22 protein-coding genes are annotated in these 24570 nt (G+C 37.5%); 21 read left to right on the forward strand and 1 reads right to left on the reverse strand.

From position 1 onward, the window contains the following. Positions 1–85 precede the first annotated feature (85 nt). From dapG to AC1MGI_RS12845, 10 genes are all read left to right on the forward strand, one after another. Positions 86–1330 carry an aspartate kinase gene (gene dapG / locus AC1MGI_RS12800; RefSeq protein ID WP_480345583.1) on the forward strand — a complete coding sequence of 415 codons (1245 nt, stop codon included), beginning with the start codon at positions 86–88 and terminating at the stop codon, positions 1328–1330. 62 nt (positions 1331–1392) lie between these two features. Next, entirely contained in the window at positions 1393–2259 is an 867-nt protein-coding gene (gene dapA / locus AC1MGI_RS12805; RefSeq protein ID WP_480345584.1) for a 4-hydroxy-tetrahydrodipicolinate synthase, read from the forward strand. A 499-nt stretch (positions 2260–2758) separates the two neighbouring features. Beyond that, entirely contained in the window at positions 2759–4411 is a 1653-nt protein-coding gene (locus tag AC1MGI_RS12810) for a ribonuclease J (RefSeq protein WP_480349785.1), read from the forward strand. Positions 4412–4569: 158 nt separating this feature from the next. Beyond that, on the forward strand, positions 4570–4953 hold the full coding sequence (locus tag AC1MGI_RS12815; protein WP_403073391.1) for a GntR family transcriptional regulator: 384 nt from the start codon (positions 4570–4572) through the stop codon (positions 4951–4953). Then, entirely contained in the window at positions 4954–5643 is a 690-nt protein-coding gene (locus AC1MGI_RS12820; protein WP_480345585.1) for an ABC transporter ATP-binding protein, read from the forward strand. Beyond that, positions 5640–6476, forward strand: a complete 837-nt coding sequence (locus AC1MGI_RS12825) for a hypothetical protein (protein WP_480345586.1) — start codon at positions 5640–5642, stop codon at positions 6474–6476. The genes AC1MGI_RS12820 and AC1MGI_RS12825 overlap by 4 nt, the downstream gene beginning before the upstream one ends. Positions 6477–6490: 14 nt before the next feature. Continuing rightward, positions 6491–7714 (forward strand): hypothetical protein, encoded by a 1224-nt coding sequence (locus AC1MGI_RS12830; RefSeq protein ID WP_480345587.1) that lies wholly within the window; start codon positions 6491–6493, stop codon positions 7712–7714. Between the two features lie 256 nt (positions 7715–7970). Next, on the forward strand, positions 7971–8726 hold the full coding sequence (locus tag AC1MGI_RS12835; protein WP_480345588.1) for a ClpP family protease: 756 nt from the start codon (positions 7971–7973) through the stop codon (positions 8724–8726). Continuing rightward, on the forward strand, positions 8723–8950 hold the full coding sequence (locus AC1MGI_RS12840; RefSeq protein ID WP_480345589.1) for a YlzJ-like family protein: 228 nt from the start codon (positions 8723–8725) through the stop codon (positions 8948–8950). The genes AC1MGI_RS12835 and AC1MGI_RS12840 overlap by 4 nt, the downstream gene beginning before the upstream one ends. Positions 8951–9077: 127 nt before the next feature. Then, positions 9078–11426: a DNA translocase FtsK gene (locus AC1MGI_RS12845; RefSeq protein WP_480345590.1), complete on the forward strand. Its 2349-nt coding sequence runs from the start codon at positions 9078–9080 to the stop codon at positions 11424–11426. 401 nt (positions 11427–11827) lie between these two features. Here the strand turns inward: AC1MGI_RS12845 and AC1MGI_RS12850 are convergent, their stop codons facing one another. Then, positions 11828–12121 (reverse strand): DUF6509 family protein, encoded by a 294-nt coding sequence (locus AC1MGI_RS12850; RefSeq protein ID WP_480345591.1) that lies wholly within the window; start codon positions 12119–12121, stop codon positions 11828–11830. Positions 12122–12522: 401 nt separating this feature from the next. On the opposite strand from AC1MGI_RS12850, the gene AC1MGI_RS12855 reads away from it, so the two are divergent. The 11 genes from AC1MGI_RS12855 to AC1MGI_RS12905 all read left to right on the forward strand — a co-directional run bounded on the left by AC1MGI_RS12855 (position 12523) and on the right by AC1MGI_RS12905 (position 24537). After that, complete coding sequence (locus AC1MGI_RS12855) at positions 12523–13248, forward strand: GntR family transcriptional regulator (RefSeq protein ID WP_480345592.1); 726 nt, start codon at positions 12523–12525, stop codon at positions 13246–13248. Positions 13249–13333: 85 nt separating this feature from the next. Next, complete coding sequence (locus AC1MGI_RS12860; RefSeq protein WP_480345593.1) at positions 13334–14422, forward strand: BMP family lipoprotein; 1089 nt, start codon at positions 13334–13336, stop codon at positions 14420–14422. Between the two features lie 448 nt (positions 14423–14870). Next, positions 14871–16406, forward strand: a complete 1536-nt coding sequence (locus tag AC1MGI_RS12865) for an ABC transporter ATP-binding protein (RefSeq protein ID WP_480345594.1) — start codon at positions 14871–14873, stop codon at positions 16404–16406. Further along, entirely contained in the window at positions 16399–17445 is a 1047-nt protein-coding gene (locus tag AC1MGI_RS12870; protein ID WP_480345595.1) for an ABC transporter permease, read from the forward strand. The genes AC1MGI_RS12865 and AC1MGI_RS12870 overlap by 8 nt, the downstream gene beginning before the upstream one ends. Continuing rightward, positions 17446–18405 carry an ABC transporter permease gene (locus AC1MGI_RS12875; protein ID WP_480345596.1) on the forward strand — a complete coding sequence of 320 codons (960 nt, stop codon included), beginning with the start codon at positions 17446–17448 and terminating at the stop codon, positions 18403–18405. A 446-nt stretch (positions 18406–18851) separates the two neighbouring features. After that, positions 18852–20123, forward strand: coding sequence for an EF-P 5-aminopentanol modification-associated protein YfmF (yfmF, locus tag AC1MGI_RS12880; protein ID WP_480345597.1), 1272 nt, complete (start codon positions 18852–18854; stop codon positions 20121–20123). 3 nt (positions 20124–20126) lie between these two features. Continuing rightward, positions 20127–21413 (forward strand): EF-P 5-aminopentanol modification-associated protein YfmH, encoded by a 1287-nt coding sequence (gene yfmH, locus AC1MGI_RS12885; protein ID WP_480345598.1) that lies wholly within the window; start codon positions 20127–20129, stop codon positions 21411–21413. 79 nt (positions 21414–21492) lie between these two features. Next, positions 21493–22215, forward strand: a complete 723-nt coding sequence (gene ymfI / locus AC1MGI_RS12890; protein ID WP_480345599.1) for an elongation factor P 5-aminopentanone reductase — start codon at positions 21493–21495, stop codon at positions 22213–22215. A 70-nt stretch (positions 22216–22285) separates the two neighbouring features. Beyond that, positions 22286–22543 (forward strand): DUF3243 family protein, encoded by a 258-nt coding sequence (locus tag AC1MGI_RS12895; RefSeq protein ID WP_480345600.1) that lies wholly within the window; start codon positions 22286–22288, stop codon positions 22541–22543. 291 nt (positions 22544–22834) lie between these two features. Continuing rightward, entirely contained in the window at positions 22835–23626 is a 792-nt protein-coding gene (locus AC1MGI_RS12900; RefSeq protein ID WP_062180986.1) for a DUF3388 domain-containing protein, read from the forward strand. An 8-nt stretch (positions 23627–23634) separates the two neighbouring features. Then, complete coding sequence (locus AC1MGI_RS12905) at positions 23635–24537, forward strand: helix-turn-helix domain-containing protein (protein ID WP_480345601.1); 903 nt, start codon at positions 23635–23637, stop codon at positions 24535–24537. The last annotated feature ends 33 nt before the right edge of the window (positions 24538–24570 follow it).

The raw sequence follows: 24570 nt of genomic DNA on the forward strand, positions 1-24570 counted from the left end.
AAAAGTTTTATTTAATACCAATTACTGTAGTAGAGTACGAAATCGGACCTTTTTGAGCTAGCCCTTTACATTTGAGGTGTGAAGAATGAAATTCATCGTTCAGAAATTCGGGGGAACTTCTGTACGAGATGAGGAAAGCAGAGCACATGCTAAGCGTCATATTCAAAAAGCGCTAAATGATGGGTTCAAGGTTGTGGTCGTCGTCTCGGCAATGGGAAGAAAAGGAGATGTCTATGCAACGGACACGCTTTTATCACTCGTAAATGGTTCAGACAGCAAACTCTCAAAAAGAGAACAAGATTTACTTTTATCCGTGGGGGAAACAATCTCTTCGGTTGTTTTCACGAATACACTACTGGATAGTGGAATAAGCGCGACAACCTTTACAGGAGCCCAAGCAGGATTCCTAACAAACCAGGATCATACAAATGCCAAAATTATTGACATGAAATGTGATAGAATAAGAAGAGAGCTAGAACTTCATGATGTTGTTGTTGTTGCTGGCTTTCAAGGAGCAACTAAAAACGGGGATGTTACGACGATTGGACGAGGTGGAAGCGATACATCTGCTGCTGCTCTTGGCTCAGCACTGCAAGCTGAATATATCGATATATTCACCGATGTAGAAGGCATTATGACAGCCGATCCACGCATAGCAGACTATGCCCGCCCACTATCTGTAGTAACCTATAATGAAGTATGTAACATGGCATACCAAGGAGCGAAAGTCATTCATCCTAGAGCTGTCGAGATTGCCATGCAGGCGAAGGTACCGATTCGCATCAGATCTACTTATTCAGATGGTCTCGGAACATTGGTGACGAGTATGAATAAAGGCAGCCATGGCGCTGAGATAAAAGAAAGACTTGTGACAGGGATCGCCCATGTTTCGAAAATTACTCAAATTAAAGTGAAAGCAAAGAAAGACCAATATAATCTTCAGGCTGAAGTATTTAAAGCGATGGCAAATGCTTCAATAAGTGTCGATTTTATTAATATTTCACCAAACGCAGTCGTCTATACAGTTACAGAAGAAATGACAAGCAATGCCATTACCATTTTGAAAAATATGGGGTATGAGCCATTTATCCAAAGAAATTGTGCGAAAGTCTCGGTTGTTGGGGCTGGGATTAATGGAGTACCTGGTGTTGCTGCCAAAATCGTCACAGCATTATCAGAACGAGAAATTAGCATTTTACAATCCGCGGATAGCCACACCACGATTTGGGTGTTGGTGAAGGAACAAGATTTGTCAGTTGCTGTGAATGCACTACATGACGCATTTCAATTACATGAAGAAACCCCGGAATACCGGATAAAGGATCGATAACTTTATTCAAATTATTGTATCCATGATGAGGATCTCATCTTATAAAATCAAGAGGTGTATGTATGATTAACTTTGGTAGAGTTTCAACCGCAATGGTTACTCCTTTCGATAAAAAAGGGAATATTGACTTAGCAAAAACAACATTATTGATCAATTACTTGATTGAAAACGGCACAGATTCATTAGTAATATCAGGTACAACTGGAGAGTCACCTACCTTAACATCTGAAGAGAAAATTGCGTTACTCAAGCATGTTGTTAACATTGTAGACAAACGAATTCCTGTTGTTATGGGAACTGGTAGCTATAATACGTATTCAACAATTGAGCTTACGAAAAAAGCAGAGAAAAATGGTGCAGATGCCATCTTGCTAGTGGCTCCTTATTACAGTAAAACAAATCAGGAAGGTCTTTATCAGCATTTTAAAACGATAGCAGAGAACACATCCCTTCCGGTTATGGTGTATAATATTCCGGGAAGAGCGGCTGTAAATATTACTCCAGAAACGATTATTAGATTATCTGAAATTGATAATATTGTGGCTGTTAAAGAAGCAAGCGGTGATTTGACTGCCATGACCCAAATTATTTCAGGCACTAATGAAGATTTTCAATTGTATAGCGGAGATGATGGCATTACCCTTCCTGTTCTTGCAATTGGTGGTGCTGGGGTCGTATCAGTCGCATCACATATTATCGGGAATGAAATGCAACAAATGATCGAGTCTTTCTTTGTAGGGAACCTTAAAGAAGCAGCTAAACAACATCAGGCATTGCTTCCGGTATTCAAAGGCCTATTTGCAGCGCCGAGCCCAGTTCCAGTCAAGACGGCTTTGCAAATGAAGGGGATAGATGTCGGTTCGGTTAGACTGCCACTTGTGCCGCTTACTGAACAGGAAAGAACGGCACTTGGCACGACTATTTTATAAAGTGAAACTTCAATCGGTGGGGGTTTTCTTCATCCCCACTGATTGTTAGTCCCGTTCTACTGTCGCTATAAGATCTTCGCTTTCGCTTCGATCAATCGACAGTACGAACCCGATTGGTTCAACTAAACCGCTGAAGATCACAGCGGCAAGTTTCACTGTATCTCACCAATCGGGCATTTATGGGCAGTTATTATCCCCCACCTAGGCTTCTTCGATTCATCTAAGCCTTGAGGTTGGGGGTCCTATTGCCCATTAATGCGGGATAAATATAGAAATCGTATACAAGCCAATCGGTAACGATTGGCTTGTTGTATATAATGAATGTATGCGCTTTTAAATTTGAAGAAATTATTTGAAGTAATTTTGACTCCTATTTTTAAAATAAATCAAGTTTGAAAGTGAAAGAATGACCTGTTTTTTAAAGCATCAGTTATAATGGATACAATTGGATTTCGAACTGCATTTACTTGAGGAGGATATAAGGTTGACTAGAGATGATATGAACGGCATTAGAGTTATACCCCTGGGAGGACAGGGAGAGCTTGGGAAAAATATGTATATTGTTGAAGTAAATCAAGATATGTTTCTGCTTGATGCAGGTTTAATGTTTCCAGAAGATGAAATGTTAGGCATTGATGCGGTTATTCCAGACATTTCGTATGTGCTAGAGAACAGAGAAAGGGTAAAAGCAATATTTTTAAGTCATGGGCATGACGACCGTATAGGGTCATTGTCTTATGTTTTAAAATACATTAAGGCACCTGTGTATGGTACAAAATTAACATTGGCCCTAGCCAAAGAGAAAATGAAGGAAAATGACTTTAAAGGCAAGGCGGAATTTATTGAAATTCAGTCTGATTCAATATTGAACTTTCAAGCGAGCAGAATCAGCTTTTTCCGAACAAATCATAGTATTCCTGACTCCATTGGGATTGCAATTCATACAGAGGAAGGTACAATTGTCTATACGGGTGCTTTTAAATTTGATCAGGCGGCACCAGATATGTACAAGCCTGAAATAGGAAAAATGGCGGCTCTTGGAGAAGAGGGAGTACTCTGCCTGCTATCGGATAGTACAGGAGCAGAGTCCCCAGGCTATACCCCTTCAGAAGCAATTGTAGAACAAGATATGATACAGGCATTTCAACAAGCAAGAGGACGATTAATCGTTGCTTGCTTCGCTTCTAATATTATCCGTATTCAACATGTATTTAACGCGGCAGCAATCAGTGGCAGAAAAGTTGTGGTGGTCGGAAAAAACATACAGCGTGTATATGAAACCGCCTTGAAACTAGGCTATCTTACATTACCTGATGATTTAATTATTCCAGCGGCAGAACTTAAACAGTATCCCGATCATAAGTTAGTCATTTTATCGACCGGTCACCAAGGTGAACCAATTACAGCGTTGCAAAAGATGGCAAAAGGTACGCATAAGCAAGTTTCAATAAAACCGGAAGACACAGTGATTCTTGCAGCTTCTCCTTTAAAAGGTGGAGAGGTGAAACTATTTAAAACGATTGATATGCTATACCGGGTAGGTGCTACTGTTGTAAACAATCGTTATACAGTACATGTTACCGGTCATGGCAGTCAGGAAGAACTGAAAATGATGCTAAATCTAATGAAGCCGAAATACTTAATTCCAGTACATGGAGAATATCGTCAATTATATGCTCACCAAAAGCTGGCGATTGGGGCTGGTCTACGAAAAGATCATGTTGTTGTCGCAGATAAAGGTGATATGATTGAAATGACCAATAATCAAATTAGACTTTCAAGCAAAGTATCTTCAGGAAATGTATTAATTGATGGAAGCGGTGTTGGGGATGTAGGAAATATTGTACTCCGCGATCGTAGGCTCCTGTCTCAAGATGGAACGTTAATCGTTGTAGTAACGCTGAACAGAGGAGATAAATCGATTGTAGCTGGTCCTGAAATCATTTCGCGTGGATTTGTGTATGTCCGCGAATCAGAGAAACTGATGGATGAAGCAACAGAACTGGTTTATAACATTGTTCAAAAATCAAGGACCCGCCATCCTTTCGATTGGGCCGTATTGAAACAAGATATGCGTGATTCATTAAACCAATACCTTTTTGAGAAAACGAAGAGACGGCCGATGATCTTGCCGATTATTATGGAAATTTAATATTTTGATAAGGTCCTAGCAGTGTGAAATAGCTAGGACCTTTTTATACAAAAACGATATTGACAGTTGGAGTGTACTGCGTGTATAGTACATATAAATAGTGTATGATCTATATAATACATACACTATTAAAGTAGTTCAAATTAGGAGATGGTTTCATGAATGCTACTTTTAATAATCGTGATCCTGTTTATTTACAGGTTGTACGATATTTTAAGGAACAAATTGCAAACGGAAATCTTGTGGCAGGACAAGAAATTCCATCTAGAAGAGAGCTTGCAGCCACGATGAAAATAAATCCGAATACGGCTCAAAAGGCGTATAAAGAAATGGAGGAGCAAGATTTGATTACGACTGAACGGAATTTCCCAAGCAAAATCACAAAAAATGAGAATATCTTACAAAGTGTAAGAGAGGAATTAATTATTACGGCAGTTGAATCGTTTTTGCAGTCCATTCGCCCGATAAATGTTCCGATCGATGAGTTGCTTCGGATTGTGCAGGAAAAATATTCGCAAGAAAGTAGTAAGGAGGGACTCTAAATGATTGAAGTTAATCAGCTCACAAAAAAGTTCGGTAGAAAAAAAGTACTAGATGGTGTTTCATTCACGGCTAATAAGGGTGAGATTACATGCTTAATTGGAATTAATGGTGTCGGAAAAACGACTACATTAAAGGCAATCATGGGTCTGACGTCATTTAGTAAAGGAAGCATATTAATTGATGGACAAAAAATCAATAAGAACATGTATGAAAAAGTAGCATTTATTCCAGATGCGATTACAATGCTTCCGCAAATGACAATTAAACAAGCGATGCAATTCATGCAGGATTTCTATCAAAATTGGAATCAAGAACGAGCGACAGAGCTTCTTACTTTCTTTAAGTTAGATGAAAAATCGCGTATTTCAGAATTATCAAAAGGGAACACAGCTAAAATTAACTTGCTGATGGGATTGGCGATTGACGTAGATTATATTTTAATGGATGAACCATTCTCTGGTATCGACATCTTTAGTCGTGAACAAATTGCGTATGTGTTCGCAAGCCATTTAATAGAAGACCGGGGTGTCATCATCACTACCCATGAAATCAATGATATCGAGCATTTGATCGATAAAGTCATTTTATTGGATAATGGCATCGTTTTAAAAGAATTTAATACCGAACAAATGCGCGAGCAAGAGGGGAAATCCGTTGTTGACGTGATGAGAGAGGTGTATCAAGGATGAAAAGCTATGTAAAGCTTGTCAATTTTGAAATCAATCGTTTTATAAAAATTTATGTGTCGTTATTAATCATAACACTCCTTAGCCAATTTATTGGAGTGATTGTTACTTCAAGAGGTTTAATGAAAAGAGCACATGAAGTCATGTTTGAACAGAATTTGTCTGAGAAAGCATATTTGCATCAATTTGGTGGTTTTGATTTCACCCACATTTCATCAACCCCTTGGTTTATAGGTCCGATTGCCTTATGTATTGCCGCCCTTATCTTTTATAGTTTTTTGATCTGGTATCGTGATTGGTTTGGGAAAAATACATTCGCTTATCGATTATTAATGTTACCAACTGCAAGAATTTCATTGTATTTTTCTAAGGCTACAGCGATTCTGGTTTTGATTTTGGGTTTACTTGCTTTTCAAATGATCCTATTACCACTTGAGAATGCGTTATTTGAATCATTAATCCTAGAAAACTTTTTGGAGACTAGCATGGGTGTCTCATCTATTCTACAGACAAATAATATTATGGGAATTATCATACCGCCATATTTTAGTAATTTTCTCATCTCATATGGAATTGGCATGATGTTTGTGTTTGTTCTCTTTACCTCCATTCTGTTTGAAAGAAGCTTTCGTCTAAAAGGGATTGTACTTGGAATTCTATATTTTATTGCAGCGGTTTTGTTATTTCTATCACCACTGTTTATCCTTGCTAACGAGACGTTTTCTATTTTATATAGCGAAGAAATTTTTGCGATTTTCCTAGCACTTGGAATATTAATAACAGCTGTTTCTATCGTAATCGGAAATTGGCTAATATCAAAACGGGTATTAGTTTAAGAGGAGGAAAGGCTATGAAAAGGTATATGAGCAGTATTTTACTCGTATGTATGTCCATTATTATCATCGGAGCCTATTATGGGAAAATGACGGTCAACGCGAATAATTATCCTGAATACGTAATAAAAACATTAGAGGGTCAGGAAAGTGAAATAAAAGATGTTACTTTAAGTGGTTATGTAGAAAAGGAAGGCATAAGTAATGATGTAAAGATTACTACTAATAAAACCTTATATCTAAGTCAGCAATCGTATTGGCAACGAATGACTGGAGATAATGATCCTAAAATTGCAAAACTTAAAAAGGATCATCGCTCTTTTATGCGTGGAAAATATAGTATCGACTCTTTTTATCAAGATGCAGATTTTATCGCATATGCTGAAGCAGTTTACAAATTATCATCATTTGATCATTCATATAAATACGTGTTTAACATTGGTTTATTGGACTTGGCTTCTGATAAGGACATATCATTCGAAATGGGTGTTCCTGGTGAAATATTCAACCATATCTCAGTGTTAGATGTACAACTCATTCAATCCAAATTAAAAGTAGTTACTAAAAATTACATATATACCAATACTGATGTGGATGATGTGGAAGTACATGTATATACTTTTGATCTTGGTAATCAGAAGCTACTAAATGATGAAGTGATAATCACGCCGCAACAAATCAAAATGGGCTATGATGTCTTAGATTCAATGGGACTAGACCCTCAGCTGCCTCGAAATTCTATCGTTTTTATTAAGCGACCTGAAGTTGCAAATCAAAGTGAAGAATCAGCAAGTAATACCGATAAAGCAGCGATATTGGAATATGTTTATGAAAAAAATCATTTAGAAACGATTGAGTTGCCTGACACATTAGAAACTCGTATTGTGACAAGTCAAAATTATTTGATTGAAGATAAGTTGTATATAATCAATCAAGATGCGAAAGGTATGCATGTAACAACATTTAATATCACAAACCAATCCATAACAAATGATCAAACTTTTCCAATTAATAATAATGATTGGGGAGGAGCATTTCCGTTTGTCATTAAAAATGATAGAGTGTACGTACTTGCGACAAATGATTTTGAAAAAAATAATACGACAAATGTGCCACCGCAATTATTTATCGCTGAGCTGAAAACAGGTGAAATTTTGTATAAGGGTGAAGTGATTTCGAAAAAGGCGGATAAAAAGATTAACACAAAACCATTAGTTTTACATTCATTAGAAATTAACTGAATAATAATCCGCATTTAACAAAATGTGGCCACTATGTTCACTTTGAATTCTTAACAAGAACTATTATCAACAGACAGTTAATAAAAGAGGTTGATTATCTACATATAGTAGGTGATCAACTTTTTTTATTTGGGTAGAATTTTTTGGTTCTTCAAGTTAAATGCATGGGATTATTATTTTTCCATTGATATTTCTCTGTAAAGAATGAACCTTACCAGCTTAGTTCATACTAACTCTATTCATAATCTGAAAGGGGATGGGTAGATTGGATCGAGGAAAAATGGAAAAGCCTGATGAAGGACGACAAGAAGAGAAAGGCTCGACACTTATAGAAAAAATTCAACAGCTTGGACAAACCAATGTTCCGCAGATGTCGAAAGATTCAAAAATACATTGCTTAACGATTGTAGGTCAAATCGAAGGTCATATGCAGCTGCCACCTCAAAATAAAACAACGAAATATGAGCATGTGATTCCGCAAATCGTTGCGATTGAACAAAATCCGAATATCGAAGGGCTGCTTGTTATTTTAAACACGGTCGGTGGAGATGTAGAAGCTGGCTTGGCAATTGCGGAGATGCTTGGTTCATTATCAAAGCCATGTGTTTCTATCGTGCTTGGTGGTGGTCATTCGATTGGTGTACCAATAGCTGTTTCGTGTGATCATTCATTTATTGCTGAGACTGCTACGATGACAATCCATCCAATTCGTTTAACAGGTCTCGTCATTGGGGTCCCGCAAACATTTGAATACTTAGATAAGATGCAAGATCGTGTAATCAACTTTGTAACTAAGCACTCAAAAGTTACGGAAGAACGATTCAAGGATCTTATGTTTGCAAAAGGAAATTTAACTAGGGATATTGGAACAAATGTTGTCGGTCAAGAGGCTGTCGATTATGGAGTCATTGATGAAGTAGGGGGAGTTGGTCAAGCGATGAGGAAATTAAACGAATTAATCGATCAATCCAATCAAGAGCAAGAGGGTAATGAGGAGGGCATGCTGCAATGACGTTGTATACGATTATACCTGAGGAATACATTTTCCCAGGGCATTCTGAGGCACATGAAAATATTCATTTTCTTAACTATGGCGGGATTCCAGTAATGTGTGAACAATCTGATCATTATTCGTTTCGGGTCGAAAGGATTGTAAGCACAGACCCTGCTCATTTTTTAGTAAAAGGGATTGAGCCAGGTAGCATTCTATCTGTTAAACAAAGCTTTCTTAACTAGAAAAAACGTCCATGAAAGCTATTTTATGCTATACTAAAACTACTTACGAATAAGCAGCCTCTTGGCTGCTTTATTCATTCTAGAAAAAGTCGTGTACATAAAATGCAGGGAAAATTAAGGTGATAAAATGGCGAAGAAAAAACGCAGAAAATCAAAAGGGTCAGCGAATTTAAAAAAAACAATGAAATTTGAACTGATTGGCTTAAGTCTTCTTGGCCTATCAGCAATCGCCATTGCTGAGCTTGGTGCAGTTGGTAAGGCGATTACCTTTTTGGTTCGTTTCTTTATGGGCGAATGGTATATTCTGCTCTTACTTGGTTTAATTGCAATCGGACTATTTTTAATGGTGAAGAGATCGGTGCCATTTTTGCTAAAGCGGCAATTAGTTGGCTTCTATTTAATTGTAATGAGCATTCTTATGCTCAGTCATGTTAGATTATTTACCCTATTGGCAGATGGTGGTCCGTTTCAAAAGCCAAGCGTAATTCGAAATACTTGGGACTTATTTTGGATGGAGGTCAATGGTAAAACAAGCACCCATGATTTAGGAGGGGGAATGATTGGAGCAATCTTGTTTGCAGCATCTTATTTTTTATTTGATGCAGCAGGCTCTAAAATTGCTGCTTTTATCTTCATAATAATAGGAGTCATTTTATTAACTGGCAAAACGTTAGGGGACACGCTCGGTAAGTTTTTTATTTCTTTTTCCAATTTCGTGTCGGAACAGTGGTCTGCTTTTATTGACGATATGAAGACATGGACACAAGAAAAAAAGGAACGTAAAAAGCAAAAAATAGAGCCCAAAGTAGAAAAAGAGAAGCAAGAAGAAAGTAAAGAACCTTCATTGGAGGAAGGGGAAATCGAAATCATTGCTCCATCTAATCGCTTAATCTCCAATTTTGCTGAGACGGCATACAGTGAAAAGGATGATTCGAAACCAATTGAATCCATTGAAATGGATAAGCAGTCAGAAGATTTTGAGGGCATATTGGAAGAAGTAGGAGATATTGCCCCTCCTATGACGTTTACTGAAGTGGAGAACAAAGAATACAATCTTCCAGCACTTTCAATATTGAATCAACCTAAAAAGACAGATCAAAGCGGAGAGTATAAATTAATTCATGAAAATGCGGCAAAGCTTGAGCGGACATTTTTAAGTTTTGGAGTAAAAGCCAAAGTAACCCAAGTGCATCTGGGCCCCGCGGTGACCAAATATGAAATACATCCCGACGTTGGCGTGAAGGTAAGTAAAATCGTATCTTTGTCAGATGATCTGGCGCTTGCACTAGCTGCTAAGGATATTCGAATTGAAGCACCTATCCCGGGAAAATCAGCCATTGGAATAGAAGTTCCAAATTCTGAAATTGCTATGGTTTCTTTACGTGAAGTATTGGAAGCGAAGGAATTTGACAAGCAAGAATCTAAACTACAAGTTGCTCTAGGACGGAATATTTCAGGCGAAGCAGTGAAGGCTGAGCTGAATAAAATGCCGCATTTACTAGTTGCTGGCGCGACGGGAAGTGGTAAATCCGTTTGCATTAATGGAATCATTACGAGCATTTTGATGAGAGCAAAGCCACATGAAGTAAAAATGATGATGATTGATCCGAAAATGGTTGAATTAAACGTGTATAACGGCATTCCTCATTTGCTTGCCCCGGTAGTTACTGATCCAAAAAAAGCTTCACAAGCTTTAAAAAAGGTCGTAAGTGAAATGGAACGACGCTATGAGTTGTTCTCTCATTCAGGCACTAGAAATATCGAGGGGTATAATGAATATATCAAACACTTTAATGAGGAAGAAGAAAATAAACAACCATTATTACCGTATATTGTCGTCATTGTCGATGAGCTAGCTGACTTAATGATGGTTGCTTCTTCTGACGTGGAAGATGCCATTACAAGACTTGCACAAATGGCAAGAGCTGCAGGAATTCATTTGATTATTGCAACACAAAGGCCTTCAGTCGATGTTATTACAGGGATTATTAAAGCTAATATCCCATCTAGGATTGCCTTTAGTGTTTCCTCGATGACGGATTCAAGAACGATCCTTGATATGGGGGGCGCTGAAAAACTTCTAGGTAGAGGAGATATGCTGTTTTTACCGGTAGGTGCGTCTAAACCAATTCGTGTTCAAGGAGCTTTTTTATCTGATCACGAGGTTGAGGATGTTGTGAATTATGTGATATCACAGCAAAAAGCTCAGTATAATGAAGAAATGATCCCTGATGAGATCGTAGAAACAACTGGTGAAGTGGAAGATAGTCTATATGATGATGCCGTTTCCCTTATTGTTGAAATGCAGACAGCATCTGTTTCCATGTTGCAAAGGCGTTTCCGAATTGGTTATACTCGAGCTGCTCGATTGATCGATGAGATGGAAGCGAGAGGGATCGTTGGTCCATATGAAGGTAGTAAGCCGAGAATCGTCTTAATCGCAAAAGATCCTTCTAACGAAGCACATCTGTCATAAGGTGCGATATGGTATTAAATTGAAGGAAGTAAAGCAAAGAAACTAAGGTGGGGGTAGTTAAACTTCAATAACTAGATTTTCTCTGAAAATCTAGTGTCACTTTCAAGTTAATTAATACCCATTTAAAAAGCTGTCTCAAAAACGAAGAAACAGCCTCGAAATTAAATACAGTGAAAATGTGGGTGTAACACCTATACTGTATATAGCGTACGAGGCCGGCTTCTTTTTTGAGACAGCCCTTATAGAGGATGTTCAAAAAGTCCGATAAAATAGCTGTCGAATTTCTTTGTTGCTCTGTCTCTTCGGTCCCCACGTATTACTGCATACGTTCCGGTCCTCTCGAGATGCGCTCCTCGAACTTCTCGGCTCTTTATCCTCCTTTTTGAACACGCTCTTATAGATTATAATCCTTCGGGTAAGTGTTCCGTACAAAAGGCTCGCACAGCCTCAATCTCTTCATCTTCCAATTCGAAGTCTAGCAGTTTATCTGTTCCTCTTTCAAGTAGATCATATTTAATGATCGCTGATTGATTATCTTCTACTTTATATAATACACGAATGTAAATTCCTGCTTCCGTAAATAGTTCATCATCTTCAGGAACTGTAATATCAAGTAATACTTCATACCGTTCCCCTGTTAAAATCCCAAATGGATCTTTCAGTTTTTCAATACTATACTCCGTAATCATTACCATATAATCATCCTTCCAAAATCTTATCTATATTATTATACCTCATAATTCAAGTTTAGTATGCCGAACAAAATAATAAATAGAAATAGTGGGAGAAAATTTCTATAACAGGGTTATATACTAAAAAATTTAAGTAATAGTATGACCTACTCTCCTTTTGATATATAAGAAAATAATACGAATTCCTTAGACAAAAAATGAATAATAATACATATGGGGTAATTATCCAGCTTCGTAGTCTGCAAGGTTTCTGAAAAATTGGTAAGGCCATATTCGTTATTTTTCGACAAATTGCAAATCTCTATTTATTTATAATGGGAAAAATGGTATAGTATTTTGGATTAGTAGGAATGATTATACCTCAGAGGTCTGAAGTCTGAAGAAAATAAGTTGGAGGAACCTGCATGTCTATTAAGTCTGATCATCGACATTTATACTTACAAGTAATCGATCACCTCAAGCAGGATATTGAAGAGGGTACATATAAAGAGAAAGAGAAATTACCTTCAGAATTTGACCTTGCGAAGAAACTCGGCGTAAGTAGAGCTACTCTACGTGAAGCGTTACGAATTCTTGAAGAAGAAAACGTAATAATCAGAAGGCATGGGGTCGGGACATTTGTGCATGCCAAACCGGTGTTTAGCTCAGGAATCGAGCAGCTTAATAGTGTCACGAATATGATTAAGCAAGCAGGGATGAAACCGGGAACTATTTTCTTGAGCTCGACAACCCTGGAACCGACTGACGACGATATCCGCCGTTTTTCTTGTGCAATAGACGAGGAAATTGTAGTAATTGAAAGAGTAAGAACCGCGAATGGGAATCCAGTCGTTTATTGTATTGATAAGATCCCGGCAAGTATTCTTAAAGGGAACTTCGATTACAGTGAAGAATCGATTTTTCATATTCTTGAAAGAGAATCCAGCCGTACGATTACTCATGCGATCGCTCAAATTGAGCCGATTGGGTATCATGAGAAGGTTTCTCCGATTCTAGAATGTGAACCTGAAGCTGCGTTACTTGTTTTAAAACAAGTGCACTTCGATGATAGGGACGAACCAATCCTATATTCGGTCAATTATTTTAAAGCGGATGTGTTTAGCTTTCATGTGCTTCGTAAACGAATCTAATTTTTTTGCAAGCGATGGAAACGTAGACGATCAGTCATTGCGTGCAATTCTACTAAGCATCAATTAAACTTAGGAGGTACATACCTTGAAAAAACGTAAAATGGGGTTAGTTATGTCACTTGTCCTTGCTGCTGGAACGATCTTGGCTGCATGTGGCTCAGATGATGGTAAAAAGGATGAAGGGGCTAAAAAAGAAAGCGACAAATTTAAAGTTGCTATGGTAACGGATACTGGCGGTGTTGATGACAAATCCTTCAACCAATCTTCATGGGAAGGCATTCAAGCATTCGGTAAAGAAAATAATTTAACTGAGAAAAAAGAGTACACATACCTTCAATCTAAATCAGACGCTGATTATAATACGAACTTAACTCAATTAGCCCGTCAAAACTACAATTTGGTATTCGGAGTTGGTTACTTACTTCAAAGTTCGATTGAAGAAGTGGCTGCACAACGCAAAGATACTAATTACGCTATTATTGATGCGGTTTCCAAAGGTGATAATGTCGCAAGTATCACATTTAAAGAACAGGTTGGTTCATTCCTTGTAGGGGTAATTGCCGGAAAAACAACGAAAACAAATAAAGTTGGTTTTGTCGGTGGAATGGACAGTGAATTGATTAAGAAATTCGAATCAGGATTTATTGCTGGTGTAAAAACAGCAAATCCTAAAGCTGAAGTGATCATTCAATATGCAGGAAGCTTTGGTGCTCCTGACAAAGGTCAAGCTATTGCGAACACTTTATATTCTTCTGGAGCAGATATTATTTATCATGCAGCAGGAGCTACTGGTAATGGGGTATTTAAAGCTGCTACAGATTTAAAGAAACAAGACTCTACTAAAGAAATTTACGTAATTGGTGTTGACCGTGACCAGTATGATGAAGGGGCTGTAGAAGTTAATGGTAAGCAGGAAAACGTAACCTTAACTTCAATGGTTAAACGTGTTGACGTCGCAGTTCAAGATATAGCGAAAAAAGCAATGAATGGTGAATTCCCAGGTGGAGAAATAGTTGAATATGGTCTTGAAGAAAACGCTATTGCTATTTCTAAGCATACTGACCATGTTTCAGAAGAAGCTTTAAAAGCTGTTGATGAATATATCACGAAGATCAAAGCAGGAGAAATTGAAGTTCCTAAGACGAAAGCAGAATACGAAGCAATGGGATTCTAATATTGAACTAAAGGGAGAAGGAATAAAAGGGGCAAGAACTTTGTCTTTTATTCCTTCTTTTTATGGCGATTTAAATGGAGTATTTTGAAAAAGGTGAAGGAAAAGCTATGATCATTCATAGTTTTTCATTTGATTTTTTCTAATGTAAAGATAGTAGAAGCATGGTGTTTATCTACCACTTTAATAAAAAAATCACTTTTATTTCATAACATGGACTGCGGGGAAATTATTATGAATACCTGACTCATCCGATCAATCATTTGTGTATTTAAATAATCACGCTGGAAATAGTTCTGTCACTCACAATCCGTTAGTGAGCGAACACACGATAAGTGTAATCGCCTCGCTTTTTTGATGAAATTCTCGTTTGTTTAGAAAAATAATGTTTCCGATAACCGAGAGCCAAAGGTTCAGTTGAAAGATTCACTTAATTATAGGAGTTGATTGTGTGGAATATGTAATTGAGATGCTCAATATACGTAAAGAGTTCCCGGGCATAGTTGCAAATGATAATGTAACACTACAAGTAAAAAAGGGAGAAATACATGCTTTACTTGGAGAAAATGGAGCAGGGAAAACGACGTTAATGAACGTTCTTTTCGGTCTTTACCAGCCAGAAAAAGGAGAAATTCGTGTAAATGGCGAACCGGTCAAAATTACAAATCCTAATATTGCTAATGATTTAGGAATCGGGATGGTACACCAACATTTCATGCTTGTAGATCCTTTCACTGTCACAGAAAATATTATCCTTGGTAAAGAACCTTCAAAATCTGGGAAAATCAATTTAAAGGATGCCAGTAAAAAGGTAAGAGAGCTTTCTGAGAGATATCATCTTAGTGTCGATCCTGATGCAAAAATTAAAGATATTTCAGTTGGAATGCAGCAACGTGTCGAAATCTTAAAAACATTATATCGCGGTGCGGAAATTTTGATTTTTGATGAACCTACAGCAGTACTGACACCTCAAGAAATCAAAGAATTAATGATAATCATGAAATCTCTTGTTAATGAGGGGAAATCGATTATTTTGATCACTCATAAATTGAAAGAAATTATGGAAGTATGTGATCGTGTTACCGTCATGCGTAAAGGTGTAGGGATTGGTACAGTAAATGTAAGTGAATCAGACCCGAATTCTTTGGCAAGCCTTATGGTTGGACGTGATGTTGTATTTAAAACGGAGAAAAAAGAAGCAGCTCCAGCAGATGTTGTTTTAGATATTAATGGTATTAGCGTCAAGGACGCTCGTGGAATCCAAGCTGTTAATCAATTAAGTCTTTCAGTCAGAGCTGGTGAAATAGTCGGAATAGCGGGTATTGACGGAAATGGTCAAACAGAACTCATAGAAGCAATTACTGGGTTAAGAAAAACAATTAGTGGTTCTATTAAAATCAATGGGAAAGAAATACAAAATCTAAAACCGAGAAAAATCAGTGAATCTGGTGTAGGGCATATTCCAGAGGATCGCCATAAACATGGTTTAGTCTTGGATTATAGCATCGGTGAAAATATCGTCTTACAAACGTATTATCAAAAGCCGCTTTCTAAATCTGGCGTCTTAAATTATTCGAAGATTTATGATCAAGCCAGAAACATTATCGCGGAATACGATGTTAGAACACCAAGCGAATATACGCCTGCTCGTGCACTATCAGGAGGTAATCAGCAAAAAGCGATCATAGGACGTGAGGTAAACCGTAATCCTGATCTATTGATTGCAGCACAACCGACACGCGGCCTTGATGTTGGTGCGATTGAGTTCATTCACAAACGTTTGATCGAACAACGTGATAATGGGAAAGCAGTTTTACTTATTTCATTTGAACTTGACGAAATCTTGAATGTTAGTGATCGGGTGGCGGTTATTTATGAAGGAGAAATTGTTGCTATAGTCAATCCAAGAGAAACAACTGAACAAGAACTAGGATTGATGATGGCTGGAAGCAAGCGTATGGAAGTAGGTGGGAAATCTCGTGGCTAAAAAAATGTCCGGTTTGTTTATACCCGTTTTATCGGTTGTGCTCGGCTTATTAGCAGGGGCCATTATTATGCTTGTCAGTGGTTATAATCCAGTTGACGCATATATCGCATTATTTTTTGGGGTTTTTGGTGATTCATATTTTCTCGGAGAAGCGATCCGAACAGTTACACCGTACATTCTTGCTGGTTTAGCTGTAGCGTTTGCTTTTAGAACAGGTCTTTTCAATATTGGTGTCGAAGGTCAACTTCTTGTCGGTTGGTTGGCAGCTGTTTGGGTGGGAATAACTTTTGAACTGCCAATGTTGATTCATTTGCCACTTGCTATTCTTGTTGGTGGATTAGCAGGAGCTTTGTGGGCATTCATACCTGGGTTGTTAAAAGCTAAATTTAGAGTACATGAAGTAATTGTATCGATTATGCTTAATTACACGGCTCTTCATGTTACTAATTATATTATTTCCTATGTGCTAACTGATAAATTAGACAAGACCAATAATATCTTTGAAACTGCAACACTAAGATCACCATTTTTATCTGGATTAACGGATGGTTCACGCCTCCACTGGGGAATCATTGTTGCGATTATCTGTGCCATCATTATGTGGTTTATTCTTGAGAAAACGACAACTGGATTTGAACTGAAAGCAGTTGGTTTTAACCAGCATGCATCTGAATATGCTGGAATGAATGTAAACCGGAACATTATCATGTCAATGGTTATTTCAGGAACGTTTGCTGGATTTGCTGGTGCAATGGAAGGACTTGGTACATTTGGTTACGCTTCGATAAAAGGTGGATTTACCGGAATTGGTTTTGATGGAATTGCAGTTGCACTTCTAGGTGCTAATACAGCAATAGGAGTTGTACTAGCGGCATTCCTATTCGGTGGTTTAAAAGCTGGGGCTCTGAATATACCAGTTGAAACGCCGATTCCCAACGAGATCGTAGACATCGTCATTGCTCTGATCATCTTCTTTGTTGCATCTAGCTATTTCATTCGCTGGATCTTAAACCGAATTAATAAAAAGGGGGTGAAATAAGTGGATTTTTACCAAGTACTGCAAATTATTATTCCATCGATGATTGGACTTGCGGCCCCACTTATCTTCACTGCGCTTGGCGGTGTGTTTTCAGAACGTACAGGTGTTGTAAATATAGGTTTAGAAGGATTAATGGTAATTGGTGCCTTTACAGGTATTGTGTTTAACTTGACGTTTGCTGATGTATTTGGATCAGCTACACCTTGGCTTGCTGTGTTGGTTGCCATGGTTTCCGGAATAATTTTTTCCCTCCTACATGCCGTAGCAGCGATTACGTTTCGTGCTGATCAGACGGTCAGTGGGGTTGCGATCAACTTGTTGGCTGTTGGTCTTACTCTTTTCTTAGTTAAAAAGCTTTATGGAAAAGGGCAAACAGACATGGTTACAGAAAATTTTGATCGCGTTGATATCAAGTTCCTAAGTGATATTCCGTTTATCGGTAAAATATTTTTCACTAACGGGTATTATATCTCTTACATTGCGATTGTTTTAGCCGTTGTCGTTTGGTATATTATATTCAAAACGCCATTCGGTTTACGTATTCGAGCTGTTGGCGAACATCCAATGGCGGCCGATACAATGGGAGTAAATGTTGCAAAAATTCGTTACGCTGGTGTCCTTTTATCAGGTGCATTTGCTGGGATCGGCGGAGCTGTCCATGCAATGACAGTATCCAATGAATTCAGTCACTCCACGATTAATGGACAAGGTTTTATGGCAATTGCTGCAATGATCTTTGGTAAATGGCATCCTCTTGGCGCAATGGGTGCGGCACTATTCTTTGGTTTGGCACAAAGTTTAAGTATTGTTGGAGCTAGCTTGCCATTTTTCAAAGATATCCCTGCTGTCTATTTATTGATAGCACCATATGTGTTAACCATTATTGCTTTGACTGGCTTTATTGGACGTGCAGACGCTCCGAAAGCATCAGGTCTGCCTTATATTAAAGGAAAAAGATAAAATTAGTTGAACGAGGATGTCTCATAAGGGTCGGACCTCGCACTCTAAATCGGTATGTAGTGTTTCATACACTTATTTTATACTGATTTTAGTTGTTGCGGGGTCTGACCCTTTACTTGTTTTTTGTGCTTAGCGTATAAGATGCTATACTTTTTATGGAAATTGTTTTAGGTCTATCCGCATCATTCGCAATCGCTTTCCTTCAAAGCCTATCTAGTCAGCCGCTTGCACCTTTGTTTTTGTCCTCATAAAATAGTATGAAATTTAAAAAATTAAATAATAAAAACCATGATACTTGCATGAATTTTCTTAAACAAGGTATATTTTAGAAGAAGAGAAAAGTTCTTGAAGAAAAATTGTATGCATTCAATTTCTTCTAACAGGTTTAAAAGCACTTGAACTAACAAACAATATAAAGATAAAAAATGAATGAGGAGGTCTATTTAATGGGAATCTCTCTTGATACAATAAAGAAAAACCCTGGCTATTCAGTGCATATCGTCAAAACAGCTCAATACAAAACGAATACACTTGTACTTAAAATGAAAGCACCTCTTAAGCATGAAACAGCGACATATCGTTCATTGCTTCCGTATATATTGCAAAGTAACACAGCTACATACAAGACGACACCAGCATTACGTTCGTATTTGGATGAATTATATGGTGCGAGCTTTTATGTAGATGTTGCCAAAAAAGGTGAATATCAAATCATTAGTTTTGTCCTTGAAATAGCCAATGAAAAATTCCTTCATGATTCTGAGCCTTTACTAGAAAAAGGAATTGCCTTCTTAGCAGATGTCCTATTTAATCCGAAAAAGGATGGCGAAAGCTTTGATATAGGGACGTTTAATAATGAAAAAAGATCGCTTCAACAGAGAATTCAATCTATTTATGATGACAAAATGAGGTATGCAACGACGCGCCTTGTGGAAGTAATGTGTGAAGAAGAGCCTTATGGAATAGATGCTTTGGGGGATATCGAGTCATTAGACAGCATTACAGCAGAATCATTGTATAGTTATTACAAGCAAGTGCTCGTGGAAGATGAAATGGATGTTTATGTAATAGGTGATATTAATGAAATAGATGTTCAAAAGCTTTTCAATCAACATTTCAAGCTTCCTAACCGTGAGCCCGAAAGAATGAAAAGTGTGCAGAAAAAGGTAAACAAAGTGAAGGAAAAGATTGAGGAAATGGATGTTAAACAGGGGAAATTAAATATTGGATATCGTACGCATATTGTATATGGAGACCCTGATTATTATGCTTTACAAGTCTTTAACGGAATATTCGGCGGTTTTTCTCATTCGAAACTTTTTATAAATGTCAGGGAGAAAGCAAGTTTGGCTTATTATGCGGCGTCTCGTTTAGAGAGCCATAAAGGTTTGTTAATGGTTATGTCGGGCATTGAATCAGCCAATTATGATCAAGCTGTTACCATTATTCATGAGCAAATGAAAGAAATGAAGCAAGGTAATTTCAGTGATGAGGAATTATCTCAAACAAAAGCAGTAATCAAAAATCAACTATTAGAAACAGTTGATTCAGCTCGCGGTCTCGTAGAAATCCTTTATCATAATATTGTTTCTGGCTATGCCATTTCTTTGGAAGAATGGCTGAAAAAAACCGAATCTATTACGAAAGAGGAAATTGTAGATGTTGCCCAAAAAGTTGAGTTGGATACCATTTATTTCATGAAAGGGACGGAGGTGTAAAGAATGGAGAAAATAACATTTGAACAACTTCAAGAAGAAATATTCCATGAAAAAATGACGAACGGTTTGGAAGTATATATTTTACCAAAGAAAGGATTCAATAAATCATTCGCGACTTTCACGACGAAATATGGTTCGATTGATAATTATTTTGTTCCTCTTGGTAAAGAAGACTATACAAAGGTACCAGATGGTATCGCGCATTTTCTAGAGCATAAGCTGTTTGAAAAAGAAGATGGAGACGTGTTTCAACAGTTTAGTAAGCAAGGGGCTTCTGCTAATGCCTTTACTTCTTTTACAAGAACAGCATACCTTTTCTCTAGTACTGCAGACTTTGATCTTAACTTAAAGACACTCGTTGATTTTGTTCAAGATCCTTACTTTTCTGAGAAAACAGTGGAAAAGGAAAAAGGAATTATTGGTCAAGAAATAAAGATGTATGATGATAATCCTGACTGGCGTCTTTATTTTGGCACCATTGAAAACATGTATCATAACCATCCTGTGAAAATTGATATTGCTGGAACAGTTGAATCCATTGCTGAAATTACGAAGAATTTACTTTATGAGTGTTATGAGACCTTTTACCATCCAAGCAATATGTTGTTATTTATTGTTGGACCTGTGGAACCAGGAGAAATTATGGAGAAAATCCGCAGCAACCAAGAAGGTAAGGAGTTTCAATCGCCGCAAGAAATAAAACGGCAATTTGAAACGGAGCCTTCGGATGTAGCTGTGAAAGATCGAACATTGCACATGAGTGTTCAAACACCGAAAATCATGCTCGGAATTAAATCGGCAGATCTCAATCTAAGTGGTCAAGAGCTATTAAAAAAAGAATTAACCGTAAGCATCTTGTTGGAAATGCTTTTAGGAAAAAGCTCGCCTATCCATGAAGATCTGTATACGAGCGGTTTAATTGACCAAACATTTTCCTATGACTTTACCCAAGAGAATGGTTTTGGATTTGCGTTAATAGGAGGGGATACGGCACATCCTGAAGAATTAACAGCGAAGTTGAAACAAATTCTCTTTGAGGCGAAAACGGGGAAAGGGATTAGTGAAGAAAGCATGAAACGAGTGATTAAGAAACGAATCGGCTTATTTTTACGTTCACTAAATTCCCCAGAATATATTGCAAATCAATTTACACGCTATGCTTTTAATGATATGAATTTATTTGATGTTGTACCAGTGCTTGAACAAATTGAATTTAATGATGTCTTGGCTACTACTGAAAGATTGATTGATGAAAAATTTATAACGGTTTGTCAAGTGCTTCCTAAATAAGTTGAGGATGGCTCATACAAATGATTTTTCTTTGTATGAGCTGTTTTCTTTTTGTAGTGGTTTTAAGGAGGGAATTAAGATGGGAAAACGGTTTGCACTTATTACAGGAGCAAGCGGGGGAATCGGGAGCGCAATTGCGAGGAAGCTGGCAGCAGAAAATTATTCATTGTATCTTCATTACAACCGGAATGAAGAAGCAATTGTTGCACTTATTAAGGAATTATCATCTTATGATATTGAACTCATTCCGATACAGGCTGATTTAGGTGAGGTTGATGGATATAAACATTTATGCAAACAAATCTTTTCTTTACATACCATTGTTTTGAATAGCGGCAATAGCTTTTATGGATTAGTGACCGATATGGATGACTCTACTGTTGCACAAATGATTCAGCTTCATGTGACTAGTCCTTTTCAGCTTACAAGAAATTTGCTTCCTAAATTAATGAGTAATCGCGGTTCAATTGTCGCAGTTACATCAATATGGGGGCAAACTGGTAGTTCATGCGAAGTGCTTTACTCGATGGTCAAAGGTGGGCAAAATGCATTTATTAAAGCATTGAGCAAAGAAACAGCGCTAAATGGTATCCGAGTCAACGCTGTTGCACCTGGAGCGGTATCGACCGCCATGCTAGAATCCTTTACAGAAGAGGAACTAGAAATCTTACAGGGAGACATTCCAATGGGAAGAATCGGTGAAGCGAATGAAATTGCTGATGTTGTCGCATTTCTTCTCTCTCAGAAAGCCTCCTATATGACTGGACAAATTATAGGGGTAAATGGGGGCTGGTATATATAACGTTCATGTATAAAAAATAATCGATTTTCGCATGCTAATACGGTACCAACTAACGAAAGGATGATAACCAATGTCTGTATTAGAAAATTGGGATCAATGGAAAGATTTCTTAGGTGACAGATTGAATCAAGGAGAAAAGCAAGGACTTTCTCAAGATGCAATAACTGGCTTGGCAGTTGAGATTGGGGATTATCTGGCGAAACAAGTAGATCCAAAAAACGACCAAGAACGTGTATTGTCTGATCTGTGGTCGGTAGCAAATGAAGATGAGAAGCATGCAATTGCCTGCTTGATGGTTAAGTTAGTCGACAACAACGGCACGAGCTAAACACATTAGGATGATTCAGAAGTTTTGGACCTCAAATTAGAGGGACTGACTAATTGAATCATCCTTTTTTATTAACATGTAATCTAGGTACGTAGAAAATCATCTTAAATTAGGTTAAGTAATGTTTTCCCTTTTAACTTTTACTGAAATGCTATATTATAGAGACAAGACAATTTTATTTTCATGAAATCGGGTTTCTTTGGGAAAAATCTCTTCTTCATTGATAAATTGCGTAATCTTTAAATATGATAAAAAGTCTAGGTTCCCCTTTCTTGATAAGGAGTGTGTATAGTGGAGAATAAAGAATGGTATTTTGAATATGAAATACAAAAAAACCGACCAGGTTTATTAGGGGACATCTCTTCATTACTTGGTATGCTATCGATAAATATCGTAGCGATTAATGGTGTTGATGAAGGAAGAAGGGGCTTGCTTTTGCTGGCTAATGACAGCAGAAATATTGAGAGATTTGAGTCAATTCTATCGACAATGGATACAATAAAGGTAATTAAGCTGAGAGAACCGCATGTGCTTGATAAATTAGCTGTCAGACACGGTAGATACATACAAAGGGATGCCGATGAAAAAAATACGTTTCGTTTCGTGAGGGATGATTTAGGGATTCTTGTAGACTTTATGGCTGAACTATTTAAACAGGAAGGTCATAAATTGATTGGGATTCGTGGAATGCCAAGGGTTGGGAAAACAGAATCGATTGTCGCATCCAGTGTCTGTGCGAATAAACGCTGGTTATTTGTATCGTCTACATTGCTTAAACAAACGATCCGCAGTCAGCTTATTGAAGATGAGTACAATAATAATAATATATTTATTTTAGACGGGATTGTCTCTACACGACGCGCCAATGAAAGGCACTGGCAGCTGGTTCGGGAAATCATGAGGCTAAATGCAGTGAAAATAATTGAACATCCAGATATTTTCGTTCAAAATTCGGAGTATAAACTTGAGGATTTTGATTACATCATTGAGTTAAGAAATACTCCTGATGAAGAAATTACATATGAAGTAGTAAACCAAAACGATCAATTACAAGGGTCAGAGTTTGGTTCATTTGATTTTTAATTTGGCAGGTGTTTGATTTGACGGAATTAGGTAACAGATTGAAGGAAGCTAGAGAAGAAAAGGGTTTAAGTTTAGATGACTTGCAAGAAGTAACAAAGATTCAAAAACGTTATTTAATAGGAATCGAAGAAGGCAATTATTCGATGATGCCGGGTCAGTTCTATGTTCGGGCGTTCATTAAACAATATTGTGAAGCGGTTGAACTTGAACCAGAGGAAATTTTTGATCAATATAAAAACGAGGTTCCTGCCGTATATCATGATGAACTACCTGAGTTGTCACGCGTTCAATCAAGAAGATCGCTACCGACGAGTTCGAAAGCAATGGAGCTATTTCCGAAAATATTAGGATTATTATTTTTCATTGGAATCATAGTCCTACTTTATTTCTTGTATTTGAAATTTTCCCCAAGTGAAAAACCAAAGGTAGTTGATGATAATATAGGTGTTGTGGATCACGGACAACCTGATAATTCCCCATTAAATAAAGGTAGTAATACTGATGCTAATGAAGACAAAGACACTGATAAAACAGATAAGAGCAAAGATGAGCCAGTTAAAGAAGAGGTTATTGTGGAAACACCAACCCAGGAATTAGCTATGATCAGTACTAGCGGTTCAAACAGCGTATATGCACTGAAAAACGCCGCAACATTTAAATTGAAAGTTGCCTCTATAGGGGAAGCGTGGGTTAAAGTGAAAAACGGTAGCGGCCAGACACTTTTTAATGGACTTATAAAATCTGGAGAAGCCAAAGAAATTGATGTAACGAATGAATCCGAAGTAGTCATCCGTACGGGAAGAGCCTATGAAACGGAGATTTTTGCTAATGATCAGAAACTCGAATATGCTATTTCTCCAACAGAGAAAGACGTTCAAAATGTAACGATACAATTTACAAAAGCTGAATAGTCATCTTTATGATGGCTATTTTTCGCTTGTCGT

The sequence above is a fragment of the Peribacillus sp. BM1 genome, assembly GCF_056679975.1.